The organism is Kribbella sp. NBC_00709, from assembly GCF_036226565.1.
Classification (GTDB): Bacteria; Actinomycetota; Actinomycetes; order Propionibacteriales; family Kribbellaceae; genus Kribbella.
This window is the reverse complement of the sequence record NZ_CP108996.1, coordinates 2,606,485-2,621,356: the sequence shown is the minus strand read 5'-3', so window position 1 is coordinate 2,621,356 and position 14,872 is coordinate 2,606,485. Positions and strand designations below refer to the sequence as shown.

Sequence of the window (14,872 nt, the reverse complement as noted above, 5' to 3'; positions counted from 1 at the left end):
CGGTCATCATCACGCCCGCGTGTTTCGTGTCACGTCCGCTCAGCGTTCGAGGCGGTCGAGTCGGGCCGCGACCGCGGCGTGCCGGGGATCGTCGGGTGTCAGGGCGGCGGCGAGGGACTCGAAGATCTCCAGATCCTCGGCGCCCGTCGGTGTCTGGGCGAACTGCCAGAGCGCGTCGGAACTGCGGGCGTCGAGGGCGGCGCGCCGGATGGTGGCGTCGAGTTCGTCGCGTTCGGCGCGGAGGGCCGGGGCATCTGAGCGGGTGAGCAGCGGGCCGACGTACAGGTTGAGGGCCGTGTCCAGGTTGCCGTTGCGGAGCGCGGCCTGCACCTGGGTCACGTCGCCGGTGACGTCGGCGATGATCCGGTACGGCTTGGTGTCGAGTACGCCGCCGCCGAGCAGGTTCCGCAGGCGGTGCATCTCGGCACGCACGGTCGTCGGGTTGCCCTCGTCGCCGTACAGCTGGAGCATCAGCTGCTCCGCGGTGAGACCGGACGGGTGCAGTAATAACAGTGCAAGTACTTCGGCTCGCCGCAGCGTGAGCGCGATCTCGCGGCCGCCGACGATCGCGGTCGGCTGACCGGAGCCGAGCAGCTTCAGCTGGAGCGACGGTCGCGAACGGCGTACCGGCGTACCAGGCATGCGGAGCAGGTAGCCCTCGTCGAGTCGCTCGACCAGACCTTCGCGCCCGTCGCCGAGATCGATCCGATCGGCGCCCTCGGGGACGACGAGCCGATTGGGCAACCACTCGAGCGGCTGTACGGCGAGCACGCGGCCGGTCGGGGTCAGCAAGGCGCCCGGTGCGTCGCCGAGCGCCATCAGGTGCCGCATGTTGCGGGCCCGGAGCATCTCGTCGGCCGCGGCCATCCGGACCCGCAGCTGACCTTCGGCGAGCTGGGCGGCCGCCGTCACCAGCGCGACCATGGCGGGATGGACCGTGCGCAGCGGCCCGGAGACGTCGACCGCGCCGAGCAGCTTGCCGGTGTCGGGGTCGTGGACCGGCGCGGCCGCACAGGTCCACTCGTGGATCCGGCGGACGAGATGCTCGGCCGAGTGGATCTGCACGGGCTCCCCGACGGCGAGCGCCGTACCCATGCCGTTCGTGCCGATCTGGTCCTCGGACCACACCGCACCCTCGGAGAGCGCGATCCGATCGGCCTGGCGTTTGACCTCGGCGGAGCCCTCGCGCCACAGGATCATGCCCTGCGCGTCGGTGATGATCATGATGTGCGACGCCTCGTCGGCGATCGTGGTCAGCGTCTGCCGCAGGACCGGGAGGACCGCGCGGAGCGGATGGCTCTCGCGCAGCGTCTCGACCATCTCGTGGTCGACGACGACGGGCGGCTGATCCAGCTCCGGGTCGACGGCGGCCGCCAGGGAGCGCTCCCAGGACGCGGCGACGAGCGGCCGCGGCGCGCCCGGCGCCCGCATGCCGCCGAGCACCTCGTCGTACAACTCGCTCAGCCGGCGGGCCTGCTCCCGTTGATCCATACCGCCTCACTCCACGCTGCAACGTCCGTGCAACGTCCTGCTGCCTAGTGTCCTGTCCACCGTCAGGTTTCCAAGGAGGACCTATGACGATCTTCGCAGCTCCCGGGCAGGATGGCAGCCCGGTCACTTATAAATCGCGCTACGAGCACTACATCGGCGGCGAATGGGTGCCACCGGTCAAGGGCCAGTACTTCGAGAACCCGACTCCCGTCACCGGGGAGAACTTCACCGAGATCGCGCGCGGTACGGCGGACGACGTCGAGCGCGCACTCGACGCCGCCCATGGTGCCGCGCCGGCCTGGGGCCGTACGTCGCCGGCCGAACGGGCGAACATCCTGAACAAGATCGCCGACCGGGTCGAGGCCAACCTCGAACTGCTCGCGGTCGCCGAGTCCTGGGACAACGGCAAGGCCGTGCGCGAGACGCTCGGCGCGGACATGCCGCTGGTCATCGACCACTTCCGGTACTTCGCCGGCGCGCTCCGGGCCCAGGAGGGTTCGGTGTCGGTGATCGACGACGACACCATCGCCTACCACTTCCACGAGCCGCTCGGCGTGGTCGGGCAGATCATCCCGTGGAACTTCCCGATCCTGATGGCGACCTGGAAGCTGGCGCCCGCGCTGGCGGCCGGCAACACCGTCGTACTGAAGCCGGCCGAGCAGACCCCGGCATCGATCCACGTGTTCCTGGAGCTGATCCAGGATCTGCTGCCGCCCGGCGTGCTCAACATCGTCAACGGGTTCGGCGTCGAGGCCGGCAAACCGCTTGCCTCAAGCAACAGAGTTGCCAAGGTCGCGTTCACTGGTGAGACCACGACCGGCCGGCTGATCATGCAGTACGCCTCGGAGAACATCATCCCGGTCACGCTCGAGCTCGGCGGCAAGAGCCCGAACGTGTTCTTCGCCGACGTCGCGTCGTCGAAGGACGACTTCTACGACAAGGCGCTCGAGGGCTTCGCGATGTTCGCGCTGAACCAGGGCGAGGTCTGCACCTGCCCGTCCCGGGCGCTGATCCAGTCGTCGATCTACGACGGGTTCCTGGCCGACGCGGTGGGCCGGACCAAGGCGATCAAGATGGGCAACCCGCTCGACACCGAGACGATGATGGGCGCGCAGGCCAGCAACGACCAGTACGAGAAGATCCTGGCCTATATCGCGATCGGCAAGGAAGAGGGCGCTCGCGTGGTCACCGGCGGCGACCGCGCCGAGCTCGACGGCGACCTGTCCGGCGGGTACTACGTCCAGCCGACGATCTTCGAGGGCGACAACAAGATGCGGATCTTCCAGGAGGAGATCTTCGGACCGGTTGTCTCGGTGACCAGGTTCGACGACTACGCCGACGCGATGAAGATCGCCAACGACACCCTCTACGGCCTCGGCGCGGGTGTCTGGTCGCGGGACATCAACACGGCGTACCGGGCCGGTCGGGAGATCCAGGCCGGCCGGGTCTGGACGAACTCGTACCACACCTATCCCGCGCACGCGGCGTTCGGCGGCTACAAGAACTCCGGCATCGGCCGGGAGAACCACAAGATGATGCTCGACCACTATCAGCAGACCAAGAACCTGCTGGTCAGCTACAGCCCGAACAAACTCGGGTTCTTCTGACCATGGTGGTCGAGAAGGTGTTGCTCACGGACGAGGCGGCGGGCTGGCTCCGCCGTCTCACCGAGATGCACGGACCGCTGATGTTCCACCAGTCCGGCGGCTGCTGCGACGGCAGCTCGCCCATGTGCTACCCGGACGGGGAATTTCGAACGGGGTCGGCGGACGTGCATCTCGGCGCCCTGGTCGTCGACGGCCTGGACAAGCCGATCGGCTTCTGGATGTCCGCGAACCAGTACGAGTACTGGAAGCACACCCAGCTCACCGTCGACGTGGTCAAAGGCCGCGGCAGCGGCTTCTCGGTCGAGGCCCCCGAGGGCGTCCGCTTCCTGATCCGCTCCCGCCTCTTCACCGACCAGGAGTCCGCAATCCTCGGCCTCCTCTGAAGCGAGTGCCGACCGTCCGGCGGCGTTGCCGGACGGCCGGCACTCTTCGTGTGGTTGACAGATCTTGGCGGAAAGGGAAGGCTCATCCGGAAACTTCTTTCGGAATGATCCGTTCTTAAGTGCGTTGCCCTTCGCCCGAGGTGACCCGCCATGAGACCTTCCTTTCGTGCAGCGCTGACTGCTCTCCTCGTCTTCGTTCCGCTCGCGATCGCACCCGTCGCGCGAGCCTCGACAGCTGCTCCTGCGCATTCGCCGGCGCGTGATGCGCTGGTCAGGCTCGTCGGACGGCAGTACGCCGACCAGGTCACGCTGCAGACGCTCGACCGCGGTACCGGTAAGGACTACTTCCGGGTGTTCGCGGTCGGCCGCCAGTTGGTGATCGCCGGGACCACTCCGGCCGTACAGCTGACCGGCTTCGGCTGGTACCTGCGGCACGTCGCGCATGCCGACATCGAGCTCGAGGGCGAGCAGCTGAACCTGCCCGCTCGGCTGCCGCTACCGGAACAGCCGACCGAGCAGCGCGCATCCGTCGACAACCGGTTCGCGCTGAACGACACCAACGAGGGGTACGCCGGCCCGTACCTCAGCTGGTCGCAGTGGCAGCGCCGCATCGACGTACTGGCGCTGCACGGCATCAACCAGGTGCTGGTGTACGAGGGCCAGGAGGCCGTGTACGAGCAGGCCTTCCAGAAGTTCGGGTACTCCGCCGACGAGCTGCGAAGCTGGATCCCGCAGCCGGCGCACCAGGCCTGGTGGCTGCTACAGAACGAGTGCTGCCTCGGCAGTCCGATCTCCCAGCAGCTGATCGACCGGCGGACTGTGCTCGGCAAGCAGATGGCCGACCACCTCCGCGAGCTGGGCATGGTGCCGGTGCTGCCCGGGTACTTCGGCACGGTGCCGTCCGGCTTCATCACTCGGAACCCTGGTGCGAAGACTGTGCCGCAGGGCAAGTGGGACGGGCTGGCGCGGCCGGACTGGCTCGACCCGACCAACCCGGTGTTCGCGCAGGTCGCTGCGGAGTTCTACCGGGTGCAGACCGAGCTGTTCGGTCCCAGCACGATGTACAAGATGGACCTGCTGCACGAGGGCGGTACGCCCGGCGATGTCAGCGTCCCGGACGCCTCCCGGGCAGTGCAGGCCGCACTCGAGACGGCGCACCCCGGCGCGATCTGGGCCATCCTTGGCTGGCAGAAGAACCCCTTGCCGGCCACGCTGCAGTCCATCGACCGGTCCAAGATGCTGGTCGTCGACGGCATCTCCGAGGCGCCGAACATCACCGACCGGGACAAGGACTTCCTGGGTACGCCGTACGCGTTCGGCACGATCTGGAACTTCGGCGGCCACTCCAACCTCGGCGCCAGCCTGGCGTTGTGGAACCAGAAGTTCCATGCCTGGTTGGACAAACCCGGCACCGCGCTGAACGGCATCGCGCTGATGCCGGAGGCGATCGACAACAACCCGGCCGCGGTGGCGTTCTTCACCGACCTGGCCTGGCAGAGCCAGCCGGTGGACCTGCAGCAGTGGTTCGCCGACTACGCCACCAGCCGGTACGGCGCGGCCGACCCGCACGCGGCCGCCGCCTGGCGGATCCTCGGCAGCACCGTCTACAGCTGGCCGGCTGAGGCAGACAGCAAGCATCCGACCGGCTTGTACGACTACGAACCCAGTCTGGGAGTCAGTGGTACGGCGATCCCGTACGACCCGGCGGTGTTCCGCCAGGCGCTCGGTGAACTGCTGGCGGTGCGGCCAGGGCTGCGGCGGAGTACGGCGTACCGCTATGACTTGGTTGACGTTGCACGCCAGGTGGTGGCGAACGACAGCCGCACACTGCTGCCGCGGATCGCGTCGGCGTACCACTCCGGTGACCTGACTGCGTTCCGGAAGCTGACTGCGGACTGGTCGCGACGGATCGATCTGCTGGACGACCTGCTGGGCACCGATGACAACTTCCTGCTCGGCTCTTGGCTGGCGGGCGCTACGGCCCAGGCTGCCTCGCCGAAGGAGGCGGCGGCGCTGCGGTACGACGTACGCACGCTGGTGACCGACTGGACCGCGACGGCGACCCTGCAGGACTACGCCCGTCGCGAGTGGAATGGGCTGGTCGGCGACTACTACGGCGGTCGCTGGCGGACGTACTTCGCTTCGCTCGACACTGCGTTGTCTACGGGGCAGGCGGTCGCGACGATCGACTGGAAGGCGTACGCGGAGCGGTGGGCGCACACGGATACGGCGTACCCGGTGAAGGGGCACGGCGATGCTTATCAGTTGGCATCGCAGATCGCGGCGATCCCGACCGGTGCACTCCGGGTCGAGCCGGCTGCGCGTGGGGTGCGGCCTGGCGAGTCGGCGCGCGTCACGGCGACGTACACCAACACGAACACGCTCCGGGCGGCTCAGTCGGTGCGGGTGGGGCTGGCTGCTCCGGCGTCGTACAAGGTGAAGCCGGTCGGGGTGACCGCGGCCGCTCAGGTCCCTGCGGGCGGCAGCTTCAGTGCTGTCTATTCGGTCACCGTGCCGGCCGATGCACATGCGCTGGACTTGCCGACTGTGGTTGCCACCGTGAAGTGGAAGTCCGGTACTGCGGCTGCGTCGGAGTCGGGGAGCACTCGGCTGTTGGTCAGCGGTGACGTCGGTACGCCGTGGCAGGCGATGTCGACCAACGACGCGTCCTTCGCTGTGTCTGGTGACGATGTGGGGATCGCCGGTGGCGGCGACGACATGTGGAAGGACACCGACGAGCACGGTGCGGTCTACCGTTCGCAGGTCCTCGGCGAGGGGCAGGCGGTGACCAGCAAGGTCAGTTCGCAGGATGCGACCGCGCCGTACGGTCGGGCCGGGCTGCTGGTTGGCAATGATCTGTCGGCAGCCGCTCCGCTCGGCTACGCGAACATTGCGGTCACCCCGGAGCACGGGTGTCTGTTCAGCTGGGACTCCAACGGCGATGGGACGCTCGATACGTACACGGCTGCGGATGGGTTCACCGCGCCGGTGTACGTGCGGATCGCCCGATCTGGTGGGCGACTCAGCGGTGCATGCAGCGAGGACGGGGAGAACTGGACGGTCGTCGGGTCGGCGGTAGTGCCAGGCGCTGCTGCGGTCCAGGACGTCGGGGTGTTCATGAGCGCTGTGAACACCCATACCGGAACCACTGGGGTTGCGACGTTCCACGGCTTCGCGGTCACGCCGTACGCGCCACGGGACACGTCGAACGACGCCGTACTGAGCGTCGGTAAGCCGGTCACCGCACTCGGCGCGGAGGACGGGCACCCCGCGACCGCAGCGAACGACGGCAGCCGCTCCAACAACCCGTACTGGGGCGGTCCGCTAGGCCCCACCTGGTGGCAGGTGGACCTAGGCGCGCCATCACAGGTGTCCGCCGTCAACGTCCGCAACTACGTCGACGGCACCCGCTACTACAACTACCGCCTGCTAGCCAGCCTCGACGGAACCCACTGGCACCTACTCGGCGGCCGTTCCGGCACCACGCCAGTAGTAGACGCCGGCGACACCTTCCACACCGAAACAACCACCCGCTACATCCGAATTGAAGGCATCTCCAACTCCGCCAACAACACCTTCCACCTAACCGAAGTAACCGTCACCGGCGCCCAGCAGTAGCAATCACCAACGGTCTTCCCGGGAGGATCGGGGCCTCTACGGGGTAGGTGGTGCCGTCTGCCTGGATGGATTGGAGGTTCAGGTGGCCGGCTTTGCAGGTGAGGGTGAGGGTGGTGGGGGTTCGGGTGGCGGTGGCCCAGCCGGTGTTGGTGGTGAAGGGGAGGTGCCAGGTGTCGCCTGATCGGGCCAGGGCGAGTGGGGCGAAGGTGATTGTGCAGGTGACGGCGTTGTGGTGGTAGCCGGTCAGGGCCTCCAGGACTGACCAGCCGGCGGCGTTGCGGATGTAGTGGTCGCCGCATTCGATCGGGTTGAAGGGGTTGCGGCGGGTGCCGTCGTAGCGGGTCCAGAGGCCTTGCAGGATGGACATTCCCTCGTCGGTGAGGCCTTCGTACAGGCAGTGGGCGGCGACCTGGTACTCCGAGCCGGTCCACACCTCGTCGCAGTACCGGGTGGGTACGTCGGGGCGGCCGCCGTGGGGCCAGGTGCACATGAGGAGGCCGGTGTCGTCGCCGTCGGCGAAGACGCGGTACGGGTGCTCGAAGTCGTGGAAGCCGATCCGCAGGTTGTGCCGTACGACGCTGCGCAGCGCGGTCCGCACGTGGTCAGCCGGAAGGATGTACCCGAGCTCGAGCTGATGCGCCCACCACTGTCCGATCAGCTGGTCAGCCAGGCACCCGTCACCCCACTGGAAGTCCCGGGGGTCATCCGCCGACAGCACCTGCCGGTAGTACTCGCCCGTGAACAGCAGCTCGTCGTACGCCTTGCTGCCGGCCTCGAACAGCTTGCGGTACGCCGTCCCGTCCTCACCGACCAGCAACGCCATCTCCTCGGCAGCGCGCAGTGCCGCCAACCACAGCGTGCCCATGAACGAGTTGACGCCACACAGGTCGATGTCGTGGGTGCTGGGCTGGATGCCACGCAGTACGCCGTCCCGCAACCACTTGTCGTGGATGTGGTCGAGCAACCGGACCACCTGTGGCCAGCGTCGTCCCAGCCAGTCCAGACCGGCACCCTGGCGCACCTCGCGGTACGTCTTCAACACGCTGCCGAGCATCCCGTCCAGCGCGGGCTCTTCCGGACCGCCGATCATCACGTCCCACAGCTGCTTCATATAGAGCGGTGCGCGGACCCGGTGCGGGATGTAGCCCTCCGGCGCCTGCATCACGTCGTACTCCGTGTCCCGCATGTTCCGCTCCAGCGACGGGAACAGCCGGGAGAGCGTCTGCTCGTAGTTCCACACGTGCGTGCAGTTGAGCGGACACGAGCCGCCGTACCGGCCGCCCCACATCCCCGTGGACGCACCGAGCACGCCCTCGAACCCCAGTACGTCGCCGTCCGCGGTCTGGAACACAGTTGGGCTGCGTACGTCGGCCACGAGCGCGGCGAGCCGCGATCCGGCCTCTCCGGGCAGACTGCTCGTCTCGAACGCCTCAGCCCACGCGCCCGTCAGCGTCTCCAGCTCGGACCACTGTGAGATGAAGGACTCGGCCGCGGCGACAGCATCCGGCGTACGACGGCTGTACGCGTTGCCGAGCCAGAAGCGGCTGTGCCCGTACTCCGGGTGCGGGCCGAACTGATTGAAGTCGACATATCGGTTCGGGAAATGCCATGCGATCAGGAACCGCACCTGCTGGGTCTCGCCCGGCTGCAGGTTGAACGGCACGGCCAGACCGCCGTTCCAGGTCGTGCCGGCGGCGCTGGGGCCGCTCGGCGGGGTCACAGGACCGTTGAGGAAGGCAACGAACTCTTCGGGACGGGACCACTGTGTGTGGGCGGATGCGTCGCGGTCGGCGGCAAGCACCAATTGCCCGGACCCGGGGTGGTCGATGGGTAGTGTCGTGTTCTCGAGGACGAGCGCGGTCCACCCGTTGGCGCTGCGGATGCGGTTCGTGTTGCCGCCGTACAGGCTGCAGGACACTCCGTCGATCGGCGTGACGCCGTCCCAGCCGACCGAGTTCTGCAGCGCACCGGCGAGCTTGCCGTGGACGGCGATCTCGCCGGGGTTGTGCAGCATGAACGTGAACGCAACGACTGGCTGGGAGCTCACCAGAGAATCGCTCGGCACCAGCGGGTTGAACACGTCCAAGCTGATCCGAAGAGGCAGGTCGGTCTCGTACTCCACCCGTGCCTGGGGGTACGTCGCAGTCACCGTGGTCGGACCGATCGGCCGGATGACCTCGTGCAGCCGACGCTCGCCTGTTGGTACGACGTCGTCGGTCACCAGCGGAGTGTCCGACGGCTCTAGCGGGGGACCTTGGAGCAGACGGACTTCGTCCAGCGGCGGCTCTACCCGTGAGAGGCGGAGTGCGAAGAAGCTGTCCGGCACATGCCCCTCGTGGTTGCCGATGTTGTGCAGCTGCCACTGGCGCAGCGCACCGTTGCCGGCCAGTGCGACCGTTCCGGTGCCGAGCCCGCCGAGCGGCAGGGCGAAGTGTCGAAGGTTGTCACCGGTGTAGTGCATGTTTCTCCGTCCATGTACCAGCAGAGGCGAACAACGCCACCGGACCGGGGGCGAGCAGGAGCAGTGAGGCGCTGACCGAGGTCCCGAGAAGTAGCGCAACAAAAACCAGCGCCGCTATGCCGAGGGGCACTAGTGGTGCACGTGCAACTAGTTGCAATGCGGCTAGCCAAAGCGTCTTGCCGCGAAGCCCGGCGGTGACGCGGAGGCTGAAGGCGTAGCAGGAGGCGAGCAGGGCGAGCACGCTGGCGCAACCGCTGACAGCCAAGGGGATCGCGAAGACGGGGCCGGCGTAGAGCTGCCAGTTGAGCAGAGCGAACGCGGTGATGACGGCCGGCACGACCGCGACCTCGAGGCCCGGTAGAGCGTGGCGCCTGAGGTTCCGCAGGAGGAGCACGACGCCCCCGCGATCATCGCGGACGACGGAGTCGGTCGTCGCGGTCACGGCTGCCCACGTTGGTCCGAGCAGGACAGCGCCCAGGAGGAAGCTGAGTGGGGACAAGCCGGGGTTGAGGAGGACGACCAGGCCGGAAGCCGTGCAGACCAGGACACCTGCGGCAACGAGGAACGGGAGCTCGTGCCACAAGGCCTTGAATGCAGCAGGTAGATAGGTCATGCGCGCAGGCCGGTCGACGCGATCGAGGCGATGAAAGAGCGCTGGAAGATCAGGAACAGCACGAGGATCGGCAGCACGACCAGAGTGATCGCGGCGAACAGTACGACGGCCGGACCGCCACCCACCGCGCCCTGCAACGACACCAGCCCGACCGGCAGCGTCATCTTCTCCGGTGACGACAGGAAGATGTACGGCCAGAAGAAGTTGTTCCAGGACGCCTCGAAGACGAAGATCCCGAGCGCGGTCAGCCCGGGCCGCGCGAGCGGCAGGATCACCCGGAACAGGATCCAGAAGTGCCCGGCGCCGTCCATGATCGCCGCCTCGTCCAGCTCCCGCGGGATCGAGGCGATGTACTGCCGCAGGAAGAAGATCCCGAACACGTTCACCAGCGCCGGCAGCCAGATCGCCACGGTGGTGTCCACCAGATGCAGCCAGCGCATCATGATGAAGATCGGTACGACGGTCAGCTGCACCGGTACGACGAGCGCCGCGAGCAGCACCGAGAAGATCTGATCGCGCCCCGGGAACCGCAGCCGGTTGAACGCGTACGCCGCCAACGCACTGGTCAGCAGCGCCCCCGCCGTCGTGAGCACCGCGATCTGCAGACTGTTCCACGCCATCTGCGCGAACGGGATCAGGTCCGGCACCTGCTGGAAGTTCTGCAGCGTCGGCGGTCGCGGGATCCACTGCGGTGGCAACTGGAACGCCTTGATCGGCTCCGACAAGGCGTTCGCGATCAGCCACACCAACGGCGCGATCATCAACAACCCGCCAAGGACCAGGACGAGGTCGAGCAGCTTGCCTTTCATTGGTGCACCCACCGTCGGCTCAGGCGGAACTGCAGACCGGTCACGATCATGATCACCACGAACAGCACGAGCGACAGCGCAGCGGCGTACCCGACCTCGAAGGACTGGAAGCCCTTCTCGTACGTGTACTGGACGATGCTTCGGGTCGCGCCGTCCGGACCGCCCTGCGTCATGATCACCATCGGGTCGAAGATCTGGAACGCGCCGATGAACGTGATCACCGTGGCGAAGAAGATCGTCGGTGACATCACCGGCAACGTGACGCTCCAGAACCGCCACCACGCGTTCGCGCCGTCCACCCGCGCGGCCTCGTGCAACTGGGCGGGCACCGTCTGCAGGCCGGCCAGCAGGATGATGAACGTGTACCCGATCGTGTGCCACCAGTCGACCACGATCAGCGTTGGCAGCGCCCACGTTGGCGACGCCAACCAGTTCGTCGTCGTCGAGAGGTAGTAGTTCGCCAAGCCGAACGCGGGATCCAGGACGTACTTCCAGATCAGCGCGACGGCGGCCCAGGAGACCAGGAACGGAAAGAAGTACGCCGTCCGGACGAAGTACTTCGTCCCGCGCGTCATCGTCCGATGCACGCCGAGCGCAAGCAGCATGCCCAGACCGATGTGCGTCACGACCGACGCCAGCGCGAACACGAAGGTGGTCACCACCGCCCGGATCGTCGCACCGTCGGTGACCAACTGCCTGAAGTTGTCCAGGCCCGCGAATTCCGGCGTACTCAGCAGATCCCAGTGGAACAGGCTCAGGCCGAAGGCCGCGACCAGCGGGGCGGCGACGAAGACGACGAAGAGCAGGACGGCTGGGCTGATGAACAGGTAGCCGGGGAGCCAGTCCCTCCGCTGCGGTTTCAGACCAACCCCTCCAGCGTGGTCTGCGCCTTCCCGAGCGCGTCGGCGGGTGCGGCGTTGCCGGTCAGCACCTGCTTCCAGCCGTCCTCGATCGCCTTCTGGATTGCTGCGCCCTTGTCCGGCGAGGGGATCGGCGTCGCGTAGGACAGCGCTTGATACAGGTACTCCGTGCCCTTCGGCGCATCCTCGAGGAACGACTGGCTGTTCGCGACCGACTTCCGGGCCGGGACGATCGTGCCGCCGAGCTGGGCGAAGAACGACGAGCCCTCCTTGGAGATCAGGAACTTGATGAACGTCCAGGCGTCGTCCTTCTTCTTCGACGCCTTCAGGATCGGGTACCCGTTCCAGCCCACCGGCGAGCCCGGCCCGGCCTTCACCGGCCACGGCACGATCCCCATCGTGGCGGTCGCCTTCAGGTTCCGGATGCTGATGATCGGCCAGCGGCCGCCGCCGAACATCGCCAGCTTGCCCTGCGCGGCCGCGGTCGTCGCGTCGAAGGTGCCACCCGGCGGCGGCGACAGCTTGTCGGCCACCAGCTTCCGGTTGAATTCAGCGGCCTCGATCACGCGAGGGTCGTCGTACGTCGGCTTCGACCAGTCGTCACTGAAGCTGCTGGTCCCGTTCGTCAACAGCCACGGCATGATCGCCGCGAAGTACTCCGGGCCCGCGGCGTACCCGAAGGCGCCGGTCTTGGCCTTGATCTGCTCACACGCGTGCCGGAAGTCGTCCCAGGTCCACTTCGGCGTCGGCTCCGGTACGCCGGCCTTGGCGAACAGGTCCTTCGAGTACCACATGCACATGGTGTTGAACTCGCCCGGCAGGTAGTACGTCTTACCGTCGGTGGAGGCGTACTTCTTGTCCCACTCGACCAGGTTCGGGTCCATGTCGGCGTAGTACTCGTCGATCGTCGACTTGTCCTTGGCGATGTAGTCGTCGAGCGGCGCGAGCAGGCCCTTGGAGGCGAACAGCCGCTGGCCCTCGGTCGCGATCTGGATGACGTCCGGCACCTGGCCGCCGGCGATCCGGGTGGACAGCTTGTTGAAGAAGTCGCCCCAGTTCGACAGCGGGATGCCCTCGGCCTTGAGCTTGATCTCCGGGTGCTGCTCGCTGAACTTCGCGAACAGCTTGTTCCAGGTCGCCTGCTGCTCGGCCGTGCCCATGTACACGAACGACAGCTCTTTCGACGACGAGCCGCCGCCGCTTCCGCCGCCTCCGCCGCACGCGGTCAGCGCGGCGGCGAGCGCCGTACCGCCCGCTGCCTGCAGAAGGTGTCGCCGACTGAGGAAGGGCTGATCCATGAGCGGACCTCCAGGCAGGGAAATCGATTTCTCGCAGGTTCCCGGCAGCATAGCCCCGGCTGTCCAAACCGTGTCAATACTCGGAGCCCGGGAAACTCAGGGGGAATCCTTCACCGCCACGCGCACCCTCCGTAAGCCCGCGATTACGCGGAAATTCCGGCCCGATCGGGGCGGTTGTCACGGGTCCACCTATGACATTTGTCAGCGGTCCGATCGCTGGTATCGGCCTGCCCGGCGGACGGACGATGCGAATACCCCCCATTAATGGTGGCCTCCGCCCCGGCCATAAGGGTTCGTGTGCGGAGGTCTGCCCAAACTCGAGGAGTCCAGTTGAGGCAACGGATTCTCGTGTCCGCCCTGGGCGTCGGCGCACTGGCCGTCGCGGGACTGACCGCATCAGTACTGACCGCATCTGGGGCCGACGCGGCCCAGAACCCCTACACCGCCGGGAAGCACGCCGCCCGCGTCTGCTCGACCGCCAAGGCCAAGCACACCGCGAGCTGCGACGCGGTGAAACTCGTGAACCCGGACGGGTTCGCACCGGCTGCCAGCGCGCCGCCGTCGACCGGCCTGACCCCAACCGGTCTGCGGGACGCCTACAAGCTCAGCGGGCTGAGCGCCGGCGGCCGTACGGTCGCCATCGTCGACGCCTACGGCTACCCGAACCTGGAGCGCGACCTCGGCGTCTACCGCTCCCAGTTCGGCCTGTCCGCGTGCACGAAGGCGAACGGCTGCCTGAAGGTCATCAACCAGACCGGCGGTACGACGCTGCCGACGTTCAACGTGGGCTGGGCCGGCGAGCAGGCACTCGACGTGGATGCGGTCTCGGCCGCGGCGCCGGACGCCAAGATCATCGTCGTACAGGCCAAGTCGGCGAGCTTCGCGGACCTCGGCACCGCGGTCCAGACCGCTGCCAAGCAGGCCGGCGTGGTCGCCATCTCGAACAGCTACGGCGGCGGCGACGCGGACGACACGACGTACGGCGCGTACTACAACCACCCGGGTATCGCGGTCACCGCATCCACCGGTGACGACGGCTACCAGGGCGGCAGCTACCCGGCGTCCTCGTCGTACACGACGGCTGTCGGCGGTACGTCGTTGGTTGCCGCCAGCAACTCACGGGGCTGGAGCGAGTCCGTGTGGAGCGGCGCCGGTTCGGGCTGCTCGACGTACAACACCGCGCTGCCGGGTGCGGCGTCGTTCAGCACCGGCTGCTCGAAGCGCGCGATGGCGGACGTGTCCGCCGCCGCCGACCCGGGCAAGGGCGGGATGGCGATCTACTACCCGACCAGCAAGACCGCGTCGACGTGGGCGCAGTTCGGCGGGACGAGTGAGGCTGCGCCGATCATCGCCGCGGTCTACGCGCTGTCCGGCAACACCAGCGGGTACGCGAACGCGTTCCCGTACGCCCACCCGGGCTCGCTGTTCGACGTGACGAGCGGCAGCAACGGCTCGTGCCCGACGACCCAGTGGTGCAACGCCCGTACCGGTTGGGACGGCCCGACCGGCCTCGGTACTCCGAACGGCGCCGGCGCTTTCTGACGCATGAATAAACCCGGAGAATGACACGGTGCGACCGGACAGTGGCTGCATGCAACCATTGTCCGGTCGCTCCTAGTACTGTTCCGGGCACGAAGGACAACCCTCAACTCCGCGACATTCCGGAGATTTCTCTTCCCCGGACGCCCCCGCAGGCTTAAGGTCAGCCCCCGGGACGGGTCGTGGAGGGCGA

General features: G+C 67.4%; 10 protein-coding genes. 4 read left to right on the top strand and 6 right to left on the bottom strand.

From position 1 onward, the window contains the following. Positions 1 to 39: 39 nt before the first annotated feature. Positions 40 to 1,491, bottom strand: a complete 1,452-nt coding sequence (locus OHA18_RS12825; protein WP_329004272.1) for a GAF domain-containing protein — start codon at positions 1,489 to 1,491, stop codon at positions 40 to 42. 83 nt (positions 1,492 to 1,574) lie between these two features. On the opposite strand from OHA18_RS12825, the gene adh reads away from it, so the two are divergent. The 3 genes from adh (at position 1,575) to OHA18_RS12810 (ending at position 7,099) form a co-directional block, all read left to right on the top strand. Further along, positions 1,575 to 3,098, top strand: coding sequence for an aldehyde dehydrogenase (gene adh / locus OHA18_RS12820; protein WP_329004271.1), 1,524 nt, complete (start codon positions 1,575 to 1,577; stop codon positions 3,096 to 3,098). A 2-nt stretch (positions 3,099 to 3,100) separates the two neighbouring features. Further along, a complete protein-coding gene (locus OHA18_RS12815) occupies positions 3,101 to 3,481 on the top strand; it encodes a DUF779 domain-containing protein (protein WP_442914384.1) in 381 nt (126 codons plus the stop codon). Between the two features lie 150 nt (positions 3,482 to 3,631). Further along, on the top strand, positions 3,632 to 7,099 hold the full coding sequence (locus OHA18_RS12810) for an alpha-N-acetylglucosaminidase TIM-barrel domain-containing protein (RefSeq protein WP_329004270.1): 3,468 nt from the start codon (positions 3,632 to 3,634) through the stop codon (positions 7,097 to 7,099). Here the strand turns inward: OHA18_RS12810 and OHA18_RS12805 are convergent. The 5 genes from OHA18_RS12805 to OHA18_RS12785 all read right to left on the bottom strand — a co-directional run bounded on the left by OHA18_RS12805 (position 7,080) and on the right by OHA18_RS12785 (position 13,140). Then, positions 7,080 to 9,560, bottom strand: coding sequence for a GH116 family glycosyl-hydrolase (locus OHA18_RS12805; RefSeq protein WP_329004269.1), 2,481 nt, complete (start codon positions 9,558 to 9,560; stop codon positions 7,080 to 7,082). The genes OHA18_RS12810 and OHA18_RS12805 overlap by 20 nt on opposite strands. Then, entirely contained in the window at positions 9,544 to 10,173 is a 630-nt protein-coding gene (locus tag OHA18_RS12800) for a hypothetical protein (RefSeq protein WP_329004268.1), read from the bottom strand. Before OHA18_RS12800 ends, OHA18_RS12805 begins: the two co-directional genes overlap by 17 nt. Beyond that, on the bottom strand, positions 10,170 to 10,982 hold the full coding sequence (locus tag OHA18_RS12795; protein ID WP_329004267.1) for a carbohydrate ABC transporter permease: 813 nt from the start codon (positions 10,980 to 10,982) through the stop codon (positions 10,170 to 10,172). The genes OHA18_RS12800 and OHA18_RS12795 overlap by 4 nt, the downstream gene beginning before the upstream one ends. Continuing rightward, positions 10,979 to 11,674 carry a carbohydrate ABC transporter permease gene (locus OHA18_RS12790; protein ID WP_329004266.1) on the bottom strand — a complete coding sequence of 232 codons (696 nt, stop codon included), beginning with the start codon at positions 11,672 to 11,674 and terminating at the stop codon, positions 10,979 to 10,981. The genes OHA18_RS12795 and OHA18_RS12790 overlap by 4 nt, the downstream gene beginning before the upstream one ends. Before the next feature lie 167 nt (positions 11,675 to 11,841). Continuing rightward, on the bottom strand, positions 11,842 to 13,140 hold the full coding sequence (locus tag OHA18_RS12785; protein ID WP_329004265.1) for an ABC transporter substrate-binding protein: 1,299 nt from the start codon (positions 13,138 to 13,140) through the stop codon (positions 11,842 to 11,844). 330 nt (positions 13,141 to 13,470) lie between these two features. On the opposite strand from OHA18_RS12785, the gene OHA18_RS12780 reads away from it, so the two are divergent. Further along, entirely contained in the window at positions 13,471 to 14,682 is a 1,212-nt protein-coding gene (locus OHA18_RS12780; RefSeq protein ID WP_329004264.1) for a S53 family peptidase, read from the top strand. The last annotated feature ends 190 nt before the right edge of the window (positions 14,683 to 14,872 follow it).